Below are 22820 nucleotides of genomic sequence, written 5' to 3'. Positions count from 1 at the left end.
CGTGAGAACGGAAACGGCCATCGTAACGAACCTGAAGCGGTATTCCGCCCGAACCCGCCGTCTGCTCGTCGGCAAGCGTGCCCAGCATGCGAAGCTCCTGCTTCTCGGCAAGCATATGAACGACGGCGTCATCGCCAAGCTGTTCCTGTTGTTCATGCTCTCGATCGTCGCCTATTTGTATCTCCAGCCATTCTTCTACATGATCTCGACGATGATGAAGTCGCTCGCCGACCTGCTCGACCCGACGGTGCAATGGATTCCGCGCGAAGCCGACTGGAGCAACCTGTCCAAGGCATACAAAGGCTTGAAGTATCCGGAATCGATCGCCAACACACTCATATTGGCGATCGTCCCGTCTGTGATATCCGTGCTCATCTGCTCGTTGACGGGCTATGCGCTGGCCAGGCTTCATTTTCCGGGGAAAAAGCTGCTCTTCGGACTCATTTTCCTGACGTTCCTCATTCCTCCGCAAATTATCATTATTCCGCTTTACGTGGTCTATAGCAAGCTAGGCTGGCTCGACACGCCGTTCGTCTTCATCGTTCCCGCGCTGTTCGGCCAAGGGGTGAAGAGCGCGCTGTTCATCATTATTTTCCGTCAATTTTTCCTGTCGCTTCCCAAAGCGCTGGAAGAGGCGGCGATGATCGACGGGGCGTCGTTGTTCCGCCTTTTCTTCCGAATCATCCTGCCGTTGTCCGTACCCGCCTGTCTCGTCGTCTTCCTGTTCTCGTTCGTCTGGCTGTGGAACGAAGGCTACTTGTCGTCGATGTTCCTCTCGCACGACTTCACGCCGCTATCGATCCGGTTAGCGAATCTGGAGACGGAAATATTCGGCAAGGCGCCGAGCGTGGAAATGCTGGCCGCCAATCCGGTAACGGAGGGGACGAAGATGGCAGGCGCGTTCCTGATCGTGTTCCCTCCGCTGCTTGTCTATATGATCGCGCAAAGATGGTTCGTCGAAGGCGTAGAACGGACCGGATTGGTCGATTGAAGCGCATGGGATATTTCGTCCGGAGGTGATGCCGACGTAGGATCGGCAAGTTGCAACGGTATCGCAAGGGGTTATGCAAGGCGTAAGGCAAGGGGCATCGTACCCTATCACATTCATTGGGAGATGAGAACATGTATGCAAACAAAATAAGATTATCCCTGTTCGCGCTAATCCTGGTTACGGTAATGCTCGTTACCGCCTGTTCCAACGGCAATAACAACGCCAGCCCTTCCTCGAGCGAACCGGCCGCCACGACGGAGCCGTCGGAGACGACAAGCGCTTCTCCAAGCGCATCTCCGAGCGAAGAGGCGCCTGCCGAGCCGGTTACGCTCCGCCTGCTCGTCTGGGGACCCGAGCTGTGGACGAAGACGATTCCGGAGAAATTCCACGAGAAATACCCGAACATCACGCTGCAGGTCGAGCACATCGACGGCGGCGACAACGCGTCGATTCTCGAGAAGCTGACCGCCATGAGCGCGGCGGGCACGCCGGCAGACATGACATGGGTACCGGCCATTCCCGGGTTCATGAAAGACGATTTGCTCGTCGACTTGACTCCTTACATGGAATCCAACCCCGTATTGGCGTCGGCGCAGCTGTCCGATCCCGTTAAAGCCGCGCTTTCCTGGAAAGGCAAGCTGGTGGCGCTGCCTCGCGCCGTGGACGCCCACGTTATTTTCGTCAACAAAGATTTGCTCGCCAAGCACGGCGTCGACATGCCGACCAAAGACTGGACGTGGGACGACTTCCGTGAAATCGCCAAAAAAGCGACGGACGCGAGCGCCGGCGAATACGGGCTGGCTTCCGGACCGTTCAACTACATCACGACGCCTCAAGTGTACGCCGTATCCAACGGCTTGACTCCTAACCTGAACTTCATGAACGCGGATTGGTCGCAAAGCATGATCGCCGATCCGAACGTACTCTCGGCCGTTCAATGGTACGGCGACTTGGGATGGGTCGACGGTTCCCGTCCGAACGAGCAGCAATCGACGGAAGCCGGCATCGATCCGAACGGCTGGGGCAGCTGGCTGTCCGGCAAAATCGCCTTTGACATCATGGGCACTTGGGAAGGCAACGCCCGCAAGCAAGGCGCCCAATTCGATTGGGACGTCATTCCGTTCCCGAACGGCTCGAACGGTTCGGTCGGTTACAACGCGATTTCCCCGATGGGCATTCTGAAAGGCACGAAGCACGAGAACGAAGCCGTGCAATTCCTGGCTTGGCTGCTCTCGCAGGACGGACAGCGGATTCTGATGTCCGACGGCAACATTCCGCTGACGGCGGATCCGGTATTGTGGGACGAAGTGTCCAAATCCGGCGGCTGGGAAGGCAAGAACATCAAGGAAGCGGTGCAAGCCGACAGCTGGCTGCGCACGGTCGTGGGCGAGGAGAAGTACATCCAATGGTGGTCGGGAGACACCGGCACGATCTTCAAGAACGGCGGAGACTTGAGCGTCTTCCAGAAGTGGGGAGAAGAATTCAACGCCGCGGCTCCCGCATTGCGCCAAGAAATGGGCTTGGAATAATCCCGCGACGGTCTGATCGCGATACGCGGGCATAACGGACGTAATCGGAGAGCTGGGCCAGACCTCATCGGTTCGGCTCCCGAACGTTCCGGTTCGAACTCGGACGGGAGGCTTGGTGACGTGAACGCAAGGGGACGGGCAAGACCGACGCCGCAGCAGGCAAGCTGGCAGGATCTGGAGACGGGGTTGTTCTGCCACTTCGGGATGAACACGTTCTATGGCAAGGAATGGGGGGACGGCACCGAGGATCCGGGCAGGTTCGATCCTTCGGCGTTCGACGCTCGGCAATGGGTGAAGGCGGCGCAAGACGCTGGTTTTCGCTATTTGATCTTGACCGCGAAGCACCACGACGGCTTCTGCCTGTGGCCGACGGCAACGACGGAGCATTCGGTCAAGGCGAGCCCTTGGCGGGAGGGCCAAGGCGACGTCGTCCGCGAGGTGGCGGACGCTTGCGCGGAAGCCGGGTTGCCGTTCGGCTTGTATTTGTCGCCGTGGGACCGGCATGAACCTCGTTACGCGGATAAGGATGCTTACGACGATTTGTATTGCCGGCAGTTGACCGAGCTGCTCACCGGCTACGGTCCGCTCGTGGAAATCTGGTTCGACGGCGCGGGCTCCGAAGGCAGGTCGTACGATTGGCCTCGCATCATGGCGCTCGTGGAGAAGCATCAGCCCGAAGCGATGACGTTCAATATGGGGAGGCCGACGATCCGCTGGGTCGGCAACGAAGACGGCGTCGCGCCTTATCCGTGTTGGAACGAGGCGGATTCGGCGCGGGCGAGCATGTTCACGAAGGATATGCTCGCATGGCTGCCGGATACGCCGGCTTGGGTGCCGGCGGAATGCGACGTGCCTATTCGCGAGGGGCGCTGGTTCTGGCATTCCGGCGAGGAAGACCGGGTGAAATCATTGGAGCAGTTGCTTGATATCTATTACCGTTCCGTCGGGCACGGCGCGAACTTGCTTCTGAACATCGCGCCCGACGATCACGGATTGCTGCCCGAAACGGACGTTAACCGTGCGCTCGAGCTGAGCAAGGAGATCGAACGAAGATTATCTCGATCGGTCGCGGAGACGGATGGAGCCGGACGCGAGTTGCTCCTCGAATGGAACGTTCCTAGCGCGATCGACCACGCGATTATTATGGAGAGGATTACCGAAGGCGAACGCGTGACGGAATACGCGCTGGACGCCAGGACGCCCGAAGGGCGATGGGTGCGGGTTTCCGCGGGGACGGCGATCGGACATAAGAAGATCGATCGATTTCCTGCGGTTACGGCGAACGGATTGCGTCTTACGGTCGCTGCCGCGACGGATACGCCGCTCATCCGGCGATTGGCTTGCTTCGGAGCGGGAGACGAAAAAAGGATCGGCAGGTTGGACGACGAAATAGCGGAAGCGTAAGTCCAATTGAGGAAGGAGTTAATCATGCATGAGCGGAACTGTTTCGACTCGTAAGCTGATGTCCGTCCTACTCGTTTGTACATTAATGATGTCCATGTTCTTAGGCGTGACCGGTTCGCCGACGCCCGCGAGCGCGTCGGTGCCGAATCCGACGCAGTCGTATTCGTTCGACGAGGGTCAGGGCGCGAGCGCGGCCGATGCCGTCAGCGGCAATCCGCACGCGATCACGGGGACTCCGTCATGGGTCGCGGGCCATTCCGGCCAGGCGCTCGACTTCGACGCGCAGACGACGTCCGTCGTCATCGACCCGATCGACAAGACGACGTTCACGATGGCCGCATGGATTAAGCCGAGAACGTACGCTTACAACTACTTTATCGTGGGGCAGGGGATATCCGGATCGCAGCCTTATATGTTCAATTGGTGGGTCAATAATGGCAAGATGTATTTCCTGCTCAGCGATTCGTCGGGCAACGGATACAGTCTATGGCCGTTCTCGACCGCGGATAACTCCATACCGCTGAACGAATGGACGCACGTGGCCGTATCCCGAACCGGCAACGAATTCAAGATGTACGTGAACGGCGCGTTGGCCGCAAGCAAAACCGCGTCCGGAACGATTGACTTGACGGGCAACCCGAACCCGTTGCGGATCGGCGCCCAGAACACGTCGAACAACCAGCCGATGGGCGTGTTCGACGGAGCGATCGACGAATTCAAAGTGTTCTCGCAGGCGCTCACAGCGGCGCAAGTGCTGGAAGCGATGGGCGGCGGAGGCGACGGAGAGCCGCAGCCGGAGCCGGAGACGACGTATTACGTCGACTCGGCGGGAGGCAACGACGCCAATGCGGGGACGAGCGCGAACGCGGCCTGGCAGTCGCTGGCCAAAGTCAACGGCACGACGTTCCAACCGGGAGACCGAATTCTGTTCAAAGCGGGCTCGTCGTGGACCGGTCAGCTGTGGCCGAAGGGTTCGGGAACGAGCGCCAAGCCGATCGTTATCGACAAGTACGGCACCGGCGCCAAGCCGGCTTTCCATGGTGCGGGCCAGGTTCAGGAGACGGTGAAGCTGTACAACCAGCAATATTGGGAGATCAACAACCTCGAGATTACGAACACGGCCGCGCAGCGGGCGACTCGCCGGGCGGTATGGATCGAGGCGCACGATACGGGCGTCACGCGTCATATTCACTTGAAGAACTTGGACATCCGCGACGTCAGCGGCCAGACGGCCGTTCAGGATCTCGAATCCGGCGGCATCATCGTGCGCGTCACCGGAAGCGCGACGCCGACGAAGTTCGACGACGTGCTCATCCAGGACAATACGTTCACCGACGTGGACGCCACGGGCATCTTCATCCGCAGCGACTGGCGCAACCGGGCGACGAGAACCGACGGTTCCGGTCCATGGCTCGGCATGACGAACATCGTGATCAAAGGGAACAGCCTGAACCGCACGGGCGGGGACGCGATCATCGTGTGCGAGACCGAATCGGCGCTGATCGAGCATAACGTGGCGGCGTATAGCTATTACGATTCGGTCGGATACCATGCGGCCATCTGGGCGATCAACTCGGACAACGCGCTTTTCCAATACAACGAAGCGCACCACACGCAGAACACGCTCGACGGCATGGGCTTCGACATCGACGAGCTGTGCAACGGCTGCGTCATGCAGTACAACTACAGCCACGACAACGCAGGCGGATTCATGCTGCTCGTCGGGCAGCGCGGCGGGGACGGCCAAGGGTACGACCAGAACGGCATCGTCCGCTACAACGTGAGCGAGAACGACGGGACGGCGCTTATCCAAGCGGTCGGGCGGATGCAGAACTACCAGATCTACAACAACACGTTCTACACCGGCGAAGGGATGAACGTGCGCTTCCTGATGGCGCCGGACGGGAACAACTTGCCTCAAGGGACGCTGAGCTTCAAGAACAACATCATCTACAATCTGGGGCAGAACATGACGTACTACTGCGGCAACGCGACTTGCGCGTACGATTCGAACACGTACTACGGCAACCACGATCCGAGCGAGCCGGCGAACGACCCGCATAAGCTGACGACGGATCCGATGCTTGCGGCGCCCGGTACTGGCGGCACGGGCGTTGCGACGGCCGATGGCTATAAGCTCCTCTCCGGCTCGCCGTCGCTTGGCAGCGGAACGATCGTGTCCGGCAACGGAGGCAAAGACTATTGGGGAAATAACGTCTCCGCTTCCGTCTCTCCGAACCGGGGCGCTTACGGCGGCCCCGGTATCGCGGCGCCCGTAACGGGCACGCCGATTCCGAACAAGGCGATAACCGTCAACGGCACGCTCGACGATCTCGGCGCGGTTCCTGGCATCGACTTGGCGTCGCAAGGGACGGTCCAAATGACGGGGTACGGCGGAACGGGGGACTTGAGCGGCAACGTCTGGGCGACGTGGGACAACGACAAGCTTTACTTGTCAGCGCGCATCCATGACGATACCCAATCCCAAACGGCGAGCGGAACGAACACGTGGCAAGGCGACGGCATTCAATTCGCCGTATCTCCCGGCGCGCCGGGCGACGAGCAAACGTGGTACGAATACGGCATCGCCAAGACGCCGAGCGGGGATCAACTATACCGTTGGACGGGGATTGGCAAAGCCGCCGGCCTCGTAACGAACGCGCAGCTGTCGATCTCGCGCAACGAGTCGGCGCACGACACGGTATACGAGCTCGCGCTGCCATGGTCGGAGCTCTCTCCGATCGTCCCCGCTGACGTCTCGTTCAGCCTGTCGCTGCTCGTCAACGACAACGACGGCGCGGGCCGCGAAGGTTGGATCGAATGGGGCGGAGGCATCGGCGGCACCAAAGATTCGGCATTGTTCAATCCGGTGTCGCTGGTCGGCGCCGTCAGCCGAACGCTTACGGGCATCTCGATTAACGAGCAGCTGCAATACAGCGCCAGCCCGGTTTCCTTGACCGTGACGGGAAGTTACTCCGATAGCACGACTGGGCCGATAACCGGCGCGCAATGGACGACGAGCAACGCGAACGTTGCTACCGTCTCGAACGGCGTCGTCACCTTCGTCAGCCAGACGGGCTCGGTCACGATCACGGCGGCCTATCAGGGCCGGCAAGATTCGGTAACGTATACCGGGACGACGACGCCAGGTTCGAACTTGGCCAATCAGGCTGCGGCGATCGTCTCTTCCGCCGCCAACGGCAACGTCGGCGCGCGGGCATTCGACCAATCCGCCGGGACGAAATGGGAAAGCGAATATTCGGATCCGCAATGGCTGATCGCGGATCTCGGCAAACCTCATTCGATCAACCGGACGAAGCTCGTCTGGGATCCGCAAGCTTACGGCAAGAGCTTCAAAATACGCGTATCCAACGACATGATCCAATGGACGGACGTCTATTCGACCACGAGCGGCAACGGCAGCGCGGTGGACGTCTCGTTCTCACCCGTCCAAGGCAGGTTCGTGCAGATGTACGGGACGAAGCGCGGCGGAGGCACGCCTTACGCCGTATCGGAATTCGAAGTGTATGGCAACGAAGTCCCGTATACGCCGCCGGCCGTGGCCGCGCCGCTGCCGCTGCTGCCGATTCCGACGAGTCAGCAGATCGCCTATCAGAAAATGGAGACGATCGCTTTCGCCCACTTCAACATGAATACGTTCACCGATAACGAGTGGGGCAACGGCAGCGAAGACGAGGATTTATTCAACCCGACCGATTTCGACGCCATGCAGTGGGCGACTGCTCTGAAGGATGCCGGCTTCAAGTTGCTCATTCTGACCGCCAAGCACCATGACGGCTTCGCCTTGTGGCCGAGCGCCTATACGACGCATGACGTCGCCAGCAGCTCGTGGCGGAATGGGCAAGGCGATGTCGTACGCGAAGTGGCGGACGCCTGCGCCGCGGTCGGCATCAAGTTCGGCTTATACGTCTCCCCTTGGGATATGCATGAATCGACCTACGGTTCGGGCCAGGCGTACAACGACTTCTTCGTGAACCAACTGACGGAGTTGATGACGAACTACGGGGAAATCAGCGAAATCTGGTTCGACGGGGCGAAAGGGGAAGGCACGCCGCAGGAATACGATACCGACCGCTGGTACTCGGTCATTCGCCAGCTGCAGCCGAATATCGTCATCTGGGGCAGCCCGGGCGACGCCCGATATATCGGCAACGAGGCGGGAATCGGCAGCGAGACGAACTGGAATAAGGTCATTCCGCAGCAGCCGGGCAATCCTTACTGGTCCCCGAACCATTACGGCGAAGGGTTCCCGAACGGGACGTACTGGCAATCCGGAGAGGCGGACGTTCCGCTCCGTCCGGGCTGGTTCTATCACAGCTACCAGGATACCCAACTGAAGAGCTTGGCTTCGCTCGTCAATATCTATCAAAAATCGGTAGGACGAGGCAACAACCTGCTGCTGAACGTGTCTCCCGACCGCAGAGGCAAGCTGCCGGACGGAGATATCGCGAGGCTGATGGAGCTGCGCGATTGGATCGACGAAGCGTACGGCACGAACTTGGCATCGGGCGCGACGGCGACGGCCAGCAACGTCAGAGGCGGTTCCTCCGACTACGCCGCCGGGAAGCTCATCGACGGTAGCTATGATTCGTATTGGGCAACGGACGACGGCGTGACGACAGGCTCGTTCGAACTGAATTTCGGCGCGGCGAAGACGTTCAACGCGGTCGTCTTGCAGGAGTATATCCCGCTCGGTCAGCGCATCTCCGGCTTTAACGTTCAAATATGGAACAACAACGCGTGGGAGACGGTCGCGACGGGGACGACGATCGGCTATAAGCGCATCTTGACGTTCGCGGACGCCACTTCGACCAAGTTACGCGTCAACATCAACTCGTCGCAAGCTTCTCCGGTGATGAACTTCGCCGGCGTCTACGATATCGGCGACTCCGGTTCCGGAGGATCCAGCCAGGATCAGAACCGCGAGCAATATTTCGCTTTCAACGAAGGGCAAGGCAGCGCGACGACGGATGCCGTCAACGCCAGCTCGCATCCGATCGAAGGCAGCTATTCGTGGGTAACCGGCAGATCGGGAGCGGCGCTCGAGTTCAACGGCTCCAACACGTCGGTCGTCACGGACTCGATCGTCAAATCGAATTTCACTCTGTCCGCTTGGATCAAACCGTATTCGTACGGTACGAACCGGCTCATTCTCGGCCAAGGGCAAGTTGGAAGCTCGACGAACATGTTCAACTGGTGGATCGTCGACGGGCATATGGAGTTCCTCATGAGCGACGAGCTCGGGAACGGGTATATGCTATGGCCGCTCGCGACGGCGAGCAATTCGGTTCCGTTAAACCAGTGGACGCACGTGGCGGTGTCGAAGTCGGGCACGCAATTCAAGCTGTACGTCAACGGCCAACTGGTCGTTACGAAATCTTCCAACGCGGATATCGTGCAGGTGAACAACCAGAATCCGCTCAGAATCGGCGGACAGAACGCCGGTATATCCGCGGGAGAAGTGTTCCATGGGGCGATCGACGAGCTAAGGACGTACCCGAGGACGTTAACCGACCAAGAAATTCTCGCGCTTAGCCAGGTCGGTTCTTAAGCGAAATCCGCTCTTGCCGGGGCGCTGAATCCGCAACTCGGAGCAGCGCTTCGGGAGAGCTACCTTATCGAAGGGAGGATTGCGAGTATGATCTTCGCAAGTAGACGGGTATCCGCGATGTTGATCGCGATCATCTTATGTTCCTTAATGCTGGAAAGCGCGTGCACGCCCGGCGCGGCGCGCGGAAACGCGGCCGGAGCCGAACAATCGGGCGGGAAGACGTACTACGTCGATGCGGCAAGCGGCAACGACGCCAACGCCGGGACGAGCGCGAATGCGGCCTGGCAGTCGCTGGCCAAAGTCAACGGGACGACGTTCCAACCGGGAGACCGAATTCTGTTCAAAGCGGGCTCGTCGTGGACCGGTCAGCTGTGGCCGAAGGGTTCGGGAACGAGCACCAAGCCGATCGTTATCGACAAGTACGGCACCGGCGCCAAGCCGGCTTTCCATGGTGCGGGCCAGGTTCAGGAGACGGTGAAGCTGTACAACCAGCAATATTGGGAGATCAACAATCTCGAGATCACGAACACCGCCGTCGAGCGGGCGACGCGCCGGGCGGTATGGATCGAAGCGCACGATACGGGCGTCACGCGCCATATTTACCTGAAGAACTTGGACATCCGCGACGTCAGCGGCCAGACGGCCGTTCAGGATCTCGAATCCGGCGGCATCATCGTGCGCGTCACCGGAAGCGCGACGCCGACGAAGTTCGACGACGTGCTCATCCAGGACAATACGTTCACTGACGTGGACGCCACGGGCATCTTCATCCGCAGCGACTGGCGCAACCGGGCGACGAGAACCGACGGTTCCGGTCCATGGCTCGGCATGACGAACATCGTGATCAAAGGGAACAGCCTGAACCGCACGGGCGGGGACGCGATCATCGTGTGCGAGACCGAATCGGCGCTGATCGAGCATAACGTGGCGGCATATAGCTATTACGACTCGGTCGGGTACCATGCGGCCATCTGGGCGATCAACTCGGACAACGCGCTTTTCCAATACAACGAAGCGCACCACACGCAGAACACGCTCGACGGCATGGGCTTCGACATCGACGAGCTGTGCAACGGCTGCGTCATGCAGTACAACTACAGCCACGACAACGCAGGCGGATTCATGCTGCTCGTCGGGCAGCGCGGCGGGGACGGCCAAGGGTACGACCAGAACGGCATCGTCCGCTACAACGTGAGCGAGAACGACGGGACGGCGCTTATCCAAGCGGTTGGGCGGATGCAGAACTACCAGATCTACAACAACACGTTCTACACCGGCGAAGGGATGAACGTGCGCTTCCTGATGGCGCCGGACGGGAACAACTTGCCTCAAGGGACGCTGAGCTTCAAGAACAACATCATCTACAATCTGGGGCAGAACATGACGTACTACTGCGGCAACGCGACTTGCGCGTACGATTCGAACACGTACTACGGCAACCACGATCCGAGCGAGCCGGCGACCGATCCACACAAGCTGACGACCGATCCGATGTTCATCGGAGCGGGTTCGGGCAGAACGGGCAGAGGGACCGTCGACGGATACCGGTTGGCGGAAGGGTCGCCGGCGCTCGGCAGCGGAACGTTGATCTCTGGCAACGGAGGCAAGGACTATTGGGGGAATACCGTCTCTTCTTCGCGCGTTCCGAACAGAGGCGCGTACGACGGCCAAGGAACGGAAGAAGAGAACGTCGGCGGGGGCATCCATAGCTACGTATTCGACAGGGACGGCGAGGAGGCCAGAATGATCTGGTCGGCGGAGCCGAACGCCGTATCGGTCAAGACGAACAAGCGATTAACGGTCGCGGACGCCGAGGGGGATTCCCGCTCGTATGAACCGGACAATGGCAACTTTGTTTACTTATCGACTTCCGTCATGCCTCTAGACGTGAGCGGCAGAGCGATCAGCGTCGAACAAGGCGGCAAATACGCGCTGCGGGCCGACGACGCCTTTGTCGGCGACGACGTCTCGCTGACGCTGACCGTCGACAATTCGCGGCCGCCTCGCGCTCCGATCGACGGCAAGCTCGCATTCGGCGAAAGCGTCGTTCCTTTCCGGGCCGGACCCGGGGAAACGGTCGAAGTCGAAGCCGCGCTTCCCGGGTTCGATACGGCCGGGAGCAAGCGATTGGCGGGCGATATCTTGAACGGCGGCAAGCGCGTCGGAAGGGTGAGCGCGAATATCCGAGTCGAGGATCCGATTCGGTTGCAGGCGAAGCAAGTGCTGAAGGACGGAGCGGAGGCGCTGCGAATCGAAGCGTCGAACGTATCCGACCGAAGCCGCATCGCGGAGAGCATAGCGTGGACGATCGGCGACGCGTCCGGAACGTTGACGCCGAACGCGGCGATCGCGGCGGGCTCCGCGTTCGAGACGGATTTGCCTTTGGCCGGATTCGAACCGTCCCGCACCTATCCGGTGACGATCACGCTGCGGATGGCGGACGGCCTGACGTATGCATACGAAGGTAACGTATCGTTCTTCGCTACGTTGACCGAGATGCGCATCGTCATCGACGGCGTTCCGGACGATTTGGCGGCGATTCCCGCCATCCGCTTGACCGAGCACGGGACGGTACGGATGACCGGCTACGGCGGTGAATCCGACTTGAGCGGGGACGTATGGCTCACTTGGGACGATGAGCACTTGAACGTATCCGCCGCGATCCGCGACGACGCTTTCTCGCAAGAACAATCGGGCAGCCAGATTTGGCTGGGCGACGCCCTGCAATTCGCCGTTTCTCCCGGAATGCCCGGCGATTCCGCGGACATGTACGAGTACGGCATGGCGCTCACGCCGGATGGTCCGCAGCTGTATCGCTGGTCGGGCATCGGACTGCCGGGCGGTTTGGTCGAGAACGCGGAGCTTTCGGTGACAAGGGACGAAAGCGCGAAGGAAACTTACTACGAGCTGTCTCTTCCGTGGACGGAGCTTGCGCCGATCGATCCGGAAGACGGTCTGTTCAGCTTGTCTCTTCTGGCTAACGACAACGACGGTTCTGGCCGGAAAGGCTGGATCGAGTGGGGCGCCGGGATCGGCGGCAGCAAAGACCCGTCTTTGTTCATGCCGGTACGCCTTGACGGGCCCGTCGATCGGCTTCCGGTATCGATGAAGATCAACGATCCGTTGGCGTACAGCGCCATTCCGCTGACGCTGACGTTGACGGGGACATACGACGACGGCTTTGCTTCGCGGATCACGCACGCGGCGTGGGAGACGAGCGACCCGGCCGTCGCGACGGTTCATCGGGGCGTCGTAACGTTCACGGGCCGCAAAGGCTCGGTAACCATCACGGCTTCGTACGAAGGATTGGAGGCTTCGGCCAGCGCAGCGATCGAAGAGCTCGGGCAATATTATCCGTTCGACGAAGGCCAAGGGACGCGGACGACGGACAGCGTGGGCGGGGTCGCCCGCGACATCGAAGGTGAACCCGTTTGGGTCGACGGGAAAAAGGGCAAAGCGCTGTTCTTCTATGGGAATTCCGTCCGGATCAACCCGATAGCCGACGAAGATTTCACGTTCATGGCGTGGATCAAGCCGGCCTCCGACTCCTATAACCATATGATCCTCGGACAAGGCGTTACCGGCAGCCAAGCCAATATGTTCAACTGGTGGATATCGAACGGCCAAATGTATTTCCTCGTTAGCGACGCGGAAGGGGCGGGTCACGGAATGTGGCCGTTCAACACGGAGCCGGGTTCCATCCCGTTGAACGAGTGGACGCACGTGGCCGCGACTCGGGAGGGCAACGAGTTCAAGCTGTACGTTAACGGCGCGAACGTATTGAGCAAATCCGTCGATTACCATCAGAATCAGCTCCTTAATCCGAATCAGTTCCGGATCGGCGCGCAGAACGGTCCTTCCGGCGGACCGTCCGAAGGGTTCCACGGCGCGATCGACGAACTGCGGCTGTATCCGAGAACGTTGACCGACGAAGAGATTTTCGCATTAAGCCAGGTCGACTCCTAAAACGATGAATAACGAAACGGAGAGAGGCGCACAATGGGCGATCTGCTCGCAAATGAAGAAGAAGTCGTGCAAGACGGCGTTCACGGATACAGCGACGGCAAAGCATGGATTCGTCCGACCGATCCGCTGCTTCGCGAGAGGCTCGAATGGTTCCAAGACCAGAAGCTCGGGATCATGATGCATTGGGGGCCCTACTCGCAGCTGGGAGTCGTCGAATCGTGGGCGCTTAGCGACGAGGACGCGCATTGGTCCAGAAGCGAGATCGATTGGGAGACCGACGGGGAAGAGCTGAAGCGCCAATATTTCGGCTTGAACCGCACGTTCAACCCGGTGCGCTTCCGACCGGAAGCATGGGCGGACGTCGCGGCGCGCGCCGGCTTCAAATATTTGGTGTTCACGACGAAGCACCACGACGGGTTCTGCATGTGGGATACGCGGACGACCGATTACAAGGCGACCGGACCTGACTGTCCTTTCCATACCCATAATTACGCGGATATTTGCAAGCACGTCTTCGACGCGTTCCGCGCGAAGGGATTGGCGATCGCGGCGTATTTCTCCAAACCCGACTGGCATTCTCCGTATTATTGGGCGCCAGAATACCTTCAACCGGGTCTTTCGCGTCGAGGTCCGTCGTACGATCCGGCAGCGCATCCGGAGCTGTGGGAGAAGTTCGTACGATTCACCCACGATCAACTGGAGGAATTGCTGACGCAATACGGTCGAATCGATGCGCTATGGCTGGACGGAGGCTGGGTTCGACAAGAAATCCATGGGCGGGAAGGGGGCCAAGATATCCGACTCGCGGAAGCCGTCGAGCGGGCTCGCCGCACCCAACCTTGGCTGCTCGCCGTCGACCGTACCGTCGGTGGCCCGTTCGAAAATTACGTCACGCCGGAGCAAACCGTTCCGGATCAGCCGTTGTTCGTTCCGTGGGAGAGCTGCATTACGATAACGGAAGCTTTCTCCTATCGTTTCGAAGACGATTGCAAGCCGACGCGTCAGCTCGTGCATCTGTTGCTCGAAGTCGTAGCGAAGGGCGGCAACTTGGCTTTGAACGTCGCGCCGCAGCCGGATGGCCGTCTGCCGAGCCGCGCGCTCGAACGGCTCGAAGAGCTGGGCGAATGGATGAGCGTCCATGGCGAAGGCATCTATGGAACCCGAATATGCGAGCCGTACTTCGCCGACGATTGCGCGTTCACGCGCAAAGGCGACGTCGTATACGGATTCAAACTTTATCGGGACCCGGCGCCATTAAGAACGGACGAAGTGTTTCTTCCTTACTGCGACGATGTCGCCTCGATCGAGCTTTTGTCTACGAACTAACGGCTTGCGTTCGGGCGCGCGACGGAAGGTTTGACGATCCGGCTTCCCGCGTCGTGTATGACGAAAGACGTAGCTCCGTTCGCCGTGGGCTTCAGGATTCGCAGGGGGTAGGCAATCGAATGAAAAGCTTGACTCGCCTAACGAGTTGAGGGAGCTCTCCCGATGCTTCGTCTATAATCTCGGGGAGATAAGCCGAAGTACTGTTTGAACAGCTTGGAAAAGTGGAATTCGTCGTAAAAACGCAGCGCCGCGGCGATCTCTTTCACGGAGGCGCTCGTCGTCTCGAGATTAGCTTTGGCCGAGGCGAGCTTCAGCTCCAGCGTATATCGGCTTGGGGATTTGCCGGTCCGTGCGCGAAACCGCTCGTAGAAGACGGTGCGGGACAATCCGCTGCGCCGCACGAAGTCTTCCATGTCGGCCGAGCCGGCGATGTTCTTATGCATCTCGTATAAGACGTCGTCCAGCTCCGGATAGCGGCGAGTGCCCTCGCTCGTCTCCTGTTCTTGCGCGAATAGCAATAGCAATTGCTGCAGCTTCAGCTGCGTCGCGAATTCATAGCCTTTGGGCCGGATAATCAAGTCGTCGATGAGCCGTTCGCATATGCGAACGGCTTCCGGCATTGCGGACGACGATACCGGCACTCCGATCGGCAAGTCCAGTCGCCGCGCCATGTCTAGCGTATCCATATGGATGAAGTAGAACTTCCAGTCGCCGTCCGGACAGAAGTAGGCGCAGGATTCTCCGCGCGGCACGAAGACGAACGTGCCCGGATGAAGCTCGCGACGCTCTCCGCGCAATTCCAGCACGCCTTTCCCTTCGAAGGTCGCGAACAAGCCCGGCACGTGGAAGCCTTCGGGCCTATGGTTGCGATAACTCGCGTCGGCGTGTACTTTCCATATCGTATCGAACCGACACTCCGGCAGCGGAGATTCGGTTACGAGAGAGTAGGGGATATCCATGAAAGCCATGCGGGCTTCCTCCGATCGGTTTATACATGTAAGCGTGAATAATCGACGTTATCGCTGTTTATTTACGTACGATTATACATGAAACGGCAAAGTCGATCCATGGAGAATCGGGCCGGTTCGCACTACAATGAAGCTATAACCGATTCGAAGGGGCGATACCTATGTGGGTCAAAGTAGGCAGCAGGGAACTGGAGCTAGGCGGAGAACACTTAACGAACCTGAGAAGCTCGAACGAGCTGTTGCACGATATCGACGCGTTGCGCGGAAGGTTGGCCGAAGACGGCTACTTGCTCCTGCGCCGCTTCCACGACCGGGAGCAGGTGCTGACGGCGCGGAAAGCGGTGCTGGCCAAGATGGATAAGCTCGGCAAGCTGGACAGGGACACGCTGCTCGAGGAAGGCGTGATGGCGGACGGCAGCAAGTCGTTGTTCTTCGGAGGGACGAACGAGGATTTGCCAGAGCTGCTCGGCGTGCTGAACGGCGATCATATCATGCGTTTCTTCGACGAGCTGCTCGGCGAGCAATCGTTGACCTACCATTACAAGTGGCTTCGGGCCGTCGGCAAAGGCGATTATACCGGCGCGCATTACGATATCGTCTATATGGGCCGCGGAACCGAGAACGTATATACGGTCTGGTCGCCGCTCGGGGATATCGATTACGCGATGGGCGGACTCGCGATCTGTCTCGATTCCCACAACTTCGATAGCTTGAAGAAGTCATACGGCAAGAAGGATTCGGATCGCGACGGCATCGGACACTATACGGACGATCCGCTCGTCATCACGGAGAAGTTCGGCGGCAAGTGGGCGACGGCGGAATTCGAAGCCGGAGACATTCTTATTTTCGGCATGTTCCTTATGCATTGCTCGCTGGAGAATACGACGAACGCCTACCGGCTTAGCGTGGACACGAGATACCAGTCGGCCTTCGAGAAGATCGACGAGCGCTGGAGCGGCAAGAAGCCGAAAGGACATTTCAGCTAAACGACACGACTATGGAACTACGACTTGTCGCGACGAGTTTGCTATAATGGAACCAACGAATTCGTAGCAGCGACAAGGGGGACGCAGATGATTTTTTCTCGCGAATTGTCCATCATGAACGTCATGGAACCGATCGTAAGCAATATCTTCGAAGACCATTTCATGAAGCCGGGCCTATTGTCGTGCGCGTGCGACAAATGCCAGATCGATATCGTCGTGTTGGCATTGAATCACCTGCCTCCGCGGTATACGTCGAGCCAAGCGGGCGAGGCGTACATTAAAGCGACCTACCAAGATCCGCAATTGCAATCCGACATTCTCAGAGAGCTTACGAACGCGGTGAAGGTAATCGAGCTGCGGCCGAATCATTAGCTCATCGTTCCACACGATCCGATACGATCCGATACGATCCTAACCGAATAGATCATAGTCGCACTCGCCGCCTTATGATAAGATGGGGCTAAAACTTGGTTAGCGAAAAGGAGATTCGATCATGCCGCAAGTCGATATGCCGCTAGAGCAGTTACGAGAGTACATGGGAACGAACCCCCGTCCCGCCGATTTCGATGCTTACTGGGATCGCGCGCTCGCAGAGCTTCGCGCCGTGGACCCGCAAGTCGAGCTCGTGCCGAGCGCGTTCCAGACGCCGCAAGCCGAATGCTTCGATCTATATTTCACGGGCGTGCGCGGAGCGCGCATTCATGCCAAGTACGTTCGCCCTCGCAACGTGCCCGAGCCGCATCCCGCGATCGTGCAGTTCCACGGGTATTCGGGCAACGTCGGCGATTGGACAGACAAGCTCGCTTACGCTTCGTTAGGCTTCTCGGTGCTGGCTATGGATTGCCGCGGCCAAGGCGGCCTCTCCGAGGACGTCGGAGGCGTGAAGGGCACCACGTACCAAGGCCACATCGTTCGCGGTCTGGACGATCATCCGGATAATATGCTGTTCCGTCACATTTACCTGGACACCGCGCAGTTGGCCGGCATCGCGCTCGGGCTGCCGGAAGTCGATCCGGAGCGCGTATACGCGGCCGGCGGCTCGCAAGGCGGCGCGCTGACGATCGCTTGCGCGGCGCTCGAGCCCCGCGTGAAGAAGCTCGCGCCCGTGTTCCCGTTCCTGTCCGATTACAAGCGCGTGTGGCAGATGGACTTGGCGAAGGACGCCTATGCCGAGTTGCGCACGTATTTCCGCCACTTCGATCCGCTGCACGAGCGGGAGGACGAGATCTTCGAGAAGCTCGGCTACATCGACCTGCAGCATCTCGCTCACCGGATTCGCGGCGACGTGCTTATGTTCGTCGGCCTCATGGACACGATCTGCCCGCCGTCCACGCAGTTCGCGATCTACAATAAGATTACCGCGAACAAGCAGACGGCGATCTATCCGGACTTCGGTCACGAGCATCTGCCGGGCCATACGGACAAGACGATTCAGTTTTTCTTGAAGGATTAATACGAGAGATAGCAAGGCTATTAGAAACCCCAGTGCGAATAGGCGCACTGGGGTTTGTTAATGAAATGGGATTTATTCTCTTTTTCGCGATAATGAAAAGGTATTTGTATCCAATTGTCGAAAGGACTAGAATCAACGATCTTTCTCAAGGAGCAATATCCTCTATTGAAAACAAATCAGATTAGAATATTCATGGGTATTAGTCTACTTGTTTCAGTCTTTCTTCTAGGAGGATGCAAATATACAGGACCGGTTAAACATCATCCGGTAACTAACCTAGAGGAAGTACAATCTTTGTATAACGGACCTGTGTTAATCACAACGAAAGGTAATGTAATCATCCGGAAAAGTCAGTTGGTTCATGCGGAAGATGAAGATGCTGGAGCACTTGACACCGCTGGTTCTCATTTCGTTCAAATCGATCGACTTGATAGCGTAATAAAAGTCGTTAGAGGCGAGAGTCGATACTTCGCGCTTAAAAAGAACGGAAGCGTTTGGTACTGGGGAGAACCGCTGAAGTATGAAGATGAGGGAGGGATATTCAATTCCCCTCCGCAAGTAAAAGCGGCGACGAAATTTCCCTATGCGGATGACGTTATGAATCTGTGGGGATCAGGCGATGGATTAATCTATCAGAAGAGAGATGGAACCGTATGGGGCTGGAAGGCCTCGGATTGCCGGTTACCAACAAGTAATGAAATGCGCAAACTTGATCTTGCAAACCAAGAGGAAATAAAAAAGTCCAATACAGCTGTACAACCCTATCATTGGTTGGATCATGCAATGGTTGTCGGAGGTTGTATGACCGGAATCAAAAGCAACGGGACTGTCTGGGAAACCTATGAGGGATCACCTTCCATGATACGCGGACTATCTGACATCGTGGATCTTCAAGAAGGAGAAGACTATCATTACGCATTGGACAAAAATGGAGGCGTGTGGACTTGGGGGACCGCGAAGTCGGATGATTACCAGCTCGTGGGCACCGAGGTAGTACCTATTATTGCTGATTCGCGGGGCAATAAAACTTTGCAGAAACCGATTCTGCTTATGGATCAAATCATCGCGATTAGCGGAGCATTCGGTCTTAAACAGGACGGCACAGTGTGGTATCTAGGTAGTCGAACTAGACTTGGATTGCTTCCTGACATTGCGCAAATCGGCGGAAATGCTTATGAAGTAGTCGCGCTTGCGAACAATGGGGATTTATTTAAAGCTGAATCCAATGGAGATACCCTAGCATTATATCCATGAAGAGAAAACTCATCGTACCTACGTGTGAATTACTAAGGGTCTGTAAAGAGATGGTTGCAATCTCTATACAGACCCTTTCGTTTTACTTAAACTTCGGCAGCCAGCTGCCGTGAGCTTCGATCAAATCGTCGCACAGCGAGACGATGTCGTCCATCGACAGCTCGGCGGCCGTGTGCGGATCGAGCATCGCGGCGTGGTAGATGTGCTCCTTCTTGCCGGTCATCGCGGCTTCGATCGTGAGCAGCTGCGTGTTGATGTTCGTCCGGTTCAGCGCGGCGAGCTGCGGCGGCAAGTTGCCGACGTACGTCGGCGTGACGCCGTTGCGGTCGACGAGGCAAGCGACTTCGACGCACGCTTCGCGCGGCAGGTTCGCGATGAGGCCGCCCGTATTCATGACGTTGCCGCCGATCTTGAACGGCACGTCCGTCTCGATCGCTTCCATGATGTAGGATGCGTACTCGTGCGAACGATGATGGACGAGATCTTTATCGTGTACGAGCTCGTCGCGCATTTTTTTCCAATTGGCGATCTGGTCGATGCAGCGGCGCGGGTACTCGTCGAGCGGTATATTGAAGCGCTCGATCAGCTCCGGATAGTTGCGCTTGATGAAGTACGGATGGTACTCGGCGGTATGCTCGGACGACTCGGTGTTGTAGTAGCCGAACTTCAGCATGATCTCGTAGCGCACCATGTCGAAGTGGGATTCCTTCTGCTTCTCGGCCGCGCGGCGTTTGATCTCCGGGTACAGGTCGACGCCGTCCTTCGTCACTTCGAGCAGCCAAGCCATGTGGTTGATGCCGGCGATCTTCGCTTTGACGCCCTTCGCGTCGATGTCGAGATCCCGGAACAGGCGCGGAACGCAGTCTTGCACGCTATGGCACAAGCCGACCGTGTTAACGCCGCCGTACGTGTTCATGACGTTCGTCAGCACCGCCATCGGGTTCGTGTAGTTCATGAACAGCGCGTCCGGACATACTTCGCGAACGTCCGCGGCGAAGTCGAGCATGACCGGAATCGTGCGCAGGTTGCGGAAGATCCCGCCGATGCCGATCGTGTCCGCGATCGTCTGGCGCAGACCGTATTTCTTCGGTACTTCGAAGTCCGTGATCGTACAAGGGTCGTAGCCGCCGACTTGGATCGCGTTGACGACGTACTTGGCGCCGCGAAGCGCTTCCTTGCGGTCCGTATACGCTTTCACTTCGCAGGTGCTGCCGGCCGTCTTCTTCAGGTTAAGCAGAATGCTCTTGGAATCTTCCAGTCGCTCGCGGTCGATATCGAACAGGGCGATTTCGAATCCTTGCAGCGCCGGAGTCTGCATGACGTCTCCGAGTACGTTTTTGGCGAATACGGTGCTTCCCGCACCTAGGAACGTGATTTTGGACATCGGAATGGCTCCTTCAAGTTGGGATGGATGATATCTCTACTATAGGATCGCGACGGTAGAAATCCCATGGAGAAAATACAGATACATATGGAGGAATGTAAGGTGTTTGAGGTACACTAGACTTAGAGAGGGGGCGAGCGGAATGTTTCCGGATCACTATATGATGGAGGTCGGATTCAACGCTTACCGCAAGCCGAGCGAACTATCCGTTATAGACTGCGGGCATGGGAGACCGGTAGGCCGCCATAAGATCGGTCCGACGATACACGATTATTATCTGATGCATACGGTCAAGTCCGGCCATGGAACGTTCACTTGCAGAGGGACGGAGTACGAATGTAGCGCGGGGGACACGTTCATGATCTATGCGGGGGAGCTGATCAGCTACGAAGCGGACGCGAGCGATCCGTGGGAATACGTGTGGACGGGCTTCGTCGGAAGAGCGGCGGGAGAGTTGCTCCGGTCCGCGGGCGTGACGCCGGATCGTCCGGTGGCGAGCGGCGCGACGGACGATCTGTACGGGTATTACGAGAGAACGAGGAGGACGCTGCTCGATGCAGAGCTCCCGTCGTTGGTAGACATGGAGTGCGCCGCCTATCTTCGGCTCATGATCTACGAGCTCGGCAAGAGCAACCGGGAGCGGTTGTCCGAAGAAGGGGCGGAACGATCCGATGCGGAGAAGCGCGTACGTTACGCGGCGAGCTTCCTGAAGAAGCAATACGCCCAGCCGATCGCCATCGAGTCGCTGGCGAGCAGCCTCGGCTACCATCGCGTCTACTTCTCGAACTTATTCAGGAGATACATCGGGAAGTCCCCGAAGCAATACTTATACGACGCGCGCATGGAGCAGGCGGAATTGCTGTTGACTTCCACATCGCTGTCGGTCGAGCAGATCGCGGGCTCCGTCGGCTACGGCGACCCGCTCTACTTCTCCAAGCACTATCAGCGGTGGAGCGGCGTCGCGCCGACCGCCTACCGGAAGCAGAAGCGACATGATTAAGCGCGAGAGGTTCTTCGACTTTTGTTTACGTGAGCCCGAGCCGGCTGCTACGGTATTGTCCGGGCGTCGCGCCGGTCTTGGCGCGGAACAGCCGGATGAAGTAGTTGTAGTCGCTGACGCCGACCGTCTCCGCGATAAGCGGCACGGGCATGGAGGTCGCGGCGAGCAGCTTCTTCGCCTCCTCGATCTTCCAATAGTGAACGTATTGCGTCGGGGTCATGCCCGTATGCTTCTTCAGGCAGCGGGACAAGTACTCCGCATTGAAGTGGAATTCCCGCTCGAGACGAATATCCGCGTAAGGCTCTCGTGCGCGCTCCCGCAAATACGCTTCGAGCTTCCGGCTCAGCAAGAGCGAAGGGGAAGCCTTCGATTCGGGGCGAAGCCCTTGCTGCAGCGCGACCAGCAAGTCGGTCAGCCCGGCGTGCAGCGCGAGTCCGTTCCGGACGTCAAGCGATCGCGAGGCGGCGATCATCCGGTCCAGCACCGGAACGACGAGGGCCGCGTCGAACTTCGCCCACTTCGGCAAGTACATCGCGTATTGCCGAGGCGAGCTGTCCGCGTCGGTGCCCGCGGGCAGCACGGCGTTCCAGACGATCTGGCGATTGTCGACGAGCCGGGAGCCGCCTTCGTGAAGGAAGTGCACCCAATACACTTCCGTATCTTCCTCGCACGGGCGATATCCGGCGTGCGGCTTGCCGGCCTCGAGGACGAGCAAGTCGCCCGAACCGATCGCGTATTCGGTATTTTCCTCCCGCATGTACAGCGTCCCTGTCCTGACGAAGAGCAGATCGTAGACGTTGAACGTCCGCTCGAAATGCTGCATGCCCGGCTGCCAGACGGAATGTCCGACGGTCATGAATTGCGGCAGCGGCGGATAGTTCAACTCCAAGCAATCCATCCGTCATCCCCCTCTATTATCACGGTATCTCTATGCCCAATCGTAACGTCGATTCCGTGCTATGGCAAGTCGGTTTCTTCCCTATCGGA

General features: G+C 58.5%; 14 protein-coding genes. 11 read left to right on the top strand and 3 right to left on the bottom strand.

Going from position 1 to position 22820, the window contains the following annotated elements; genetic code table 11:
* Nucleotide 1: 1 nt before the first annotated feature.
* The 6 genes from ACFQZG_RS04280 (at nt 2) to ACFQZG_RS04255 (ending at nt 14788) form a co-directional block, all read left to right on the top strand.
* Nucleotides 2-991, top strand: coding sequence for a carbohydrate ABC transporter permease (locus ACFQZG_RS04280; RefSeq protein WP_378150238.1), 990 nt, complete (start codon nt 2-4; stop codon nt 989-991).
* A 131-nt stretch (nt 992-1122) separates the two neighbouring features.
* Nucleotides 1123-2520, top strand: a complete 1398-nt coding sequence (locus ACFQZG_RS04275; protein ID WP_378150236.1) for an ABC transporter substrate-binding protein — start codon at nt 1123-1125, stop codon at nt 2518-2520.
* Between the two features lie 120 nt (nt 2521-2640).
* Nucleotides 2641-3924, top strand: coding sequence for an alpha-L-fucosidase (locus ACFQZG_RS04270; protein ID WP_378150235.1), 1284 nt, complete (start codon nt 2641-2643; stop codon nt 3922-3924).
* A gap of 28 nt (nt 3925-3952) precedes the next feature.
* Nucleotides 3953-9496 (top strand): LamG-like jellyroll fold domain-containing protein, encoded by a 5544-nt coding sequence (locus ACFQZG_RS04265; RefSeq protein ID WP_378150233.1) that lies wholly within the window; start codon nt 3953-3955, stop codon nt 9494-9496.
* 87 nt (nt 9497-9583) lie between these two features.
* Nucleotides 9584-13462 carry a LamG-like jellyroll fold domain-containing protein gene (locus ACFQZG_RS04260; RefSeq protein WP_378150232.1) on the top strand — a complete coding sequence of 1293 codons (3879 nt, stop codon included), beginning with the start codon at nt 9584-9586 and terminating at the stop codon, nt 13460-13462.
* Nucleotides 13463-13495: 33 nt separating this feature from the next.
* On the top strand, nt 13496-14788 hold the full coding sequence (locus ACFQZG_RS04255; protein WP_378150230.1) for an alpha-L-fucosidase: 1293 nt from the start codon (nt 13496-13498) through the stop codon (nt 14786-14788).
* Between the two features lie 137 nt (nt 14789-14925).
* Here the strand turns inward: ACFQZG_RS04255 and ACFQZG_RS04250 are convergent, their stop codons facing one another.
* Nucleotides 14926-15756, bottom strand: coding sequence for a helix-turn-helix transcriptional regulator (locus tag ACFQZG_RS04250; protein WP_378150229.1), 831 nt, complete (start codon nt 15754-15756; stop codon nt 14926-14928).
* A 161-nt stretch (nt 15757-15917) separates the two neighbouring features.
* On the opposite strand from ACFQZG_RS04250, the gene ACFQZG_RS04245 reads away from it, so the two are divergent.
* From ACFQZG_RS04245 to ACFQZG_RS04230, 4 genes are all read left to right on the top strand, one after another.
* Complete coding sequence (locus ACFQZG_RS04245; RefSeq protein ID WP_378150227.1) at nt 15918-16742, top strand: phytanoyl-CoA dioxygenase family protein; 825 nt, start codon at nt 15918-15920, stop codon at nt 16740-16742.
* Nucleotides 16743-16829: 87 nt separating this feature from the next.
* The gene (locus ACFQZG_RS04240; protein ID WP_378150225.1) at nt 16830-17114 is read left to right on the top strand and encodes a late competence development ComFB family protein; all 285 of its coding nucleotides are present in this window, start codon (nt 16830-16832) and stop codon (nt 17112-17114) included.
* A 121-nt stretch (nt 17115-17235) separates the two neighbouring features.
* On the top strand, nt 17236-18195 hold the full coding sequence (locus ACFQZG_RS04235) for an acetylxylan esterase (protein ID WP_378150223.1): 960 nt from the start codon (nt 17236-17238) through the stop codon (nt 18193-18195).
* Nucleotides 18196-18360: 165 nt separating this feature from the next.
* The gene (locus tag ACFQZG_RS04230) at nt 18361-19449 is read left to right on the top strand and encodes an RCC1 domain-containing protein (RefSeq protein ID WP_378150222.1); all 1089 of its coding nucleotides are present in this window, start codon (nt 18361-18363) and stop codon (nt 19447-19449) included.
* An 82-nt stretch (nt 19450-19531) separates the two neighbouring features.
* Here ACFQZG_RS04230 and melA read toward each other — a convergent pair whose 3' ends face one another.
* A complete protein-coding gene (gene melA / locus ACFQZG_RS04225; RefSeq protein ID WP_378150220.1) occupies nt 19532-20833 on the bottom strand; it encodes an alpha-glucosidase/alpha-galactosidase in 1302 nt (433 codons plus the stop codon).
* A 142-nt stretch (nt 20834-20975) separates the two neighbouring features.
* On the opposite strand from melA, the gene ACFQZG_RS04220 reads away from it, so the two are divergent.
* Nucleotides 20976-21833 carry an AraC family transcriptional regulator gene (locus ACFQZG_RS04220; protein ID WP_378150218.1) on the top strand — a complete coding sequence of 286 codons (858 nt, stop codon included), beginning with the start codon at nt 20976-20978 and terminating at the stop codon, nt 21831-21833.
* A gap of 25 nt (nt 21834-21858) precedes the next feature.
* Here the strand turns inward: ACFQZG_RS04220 and ACFQZG_RS04215 are convergent, their stop codons facing one another.
* Complete coding sequence (locus ACFQZG_RS04215) at nt 21859-22731, bottom strand: helix-turn-helix transcriptional regulator (RefSeq protein ID WP_378150216.1); 873 nt, start codon at nt 22729-22731, stop codon at nt 21859-21861.
* Nucleotides 22732-22820 lie beyond the last annotated feature (89 nt).

Source organism: Cohnella sp. GCM10027633 (assembly GCF_042675445.1).
Taxonomy (GTDB): Bacteria; Bacillota; Bacilli; order Paenibacillales; family Paenibacillaceae; genus Cohnella.
Note: the sequence above shows the minus strand (reverse complement) of the source record. Positions and strands in the feature narration are given on the sequence as shown.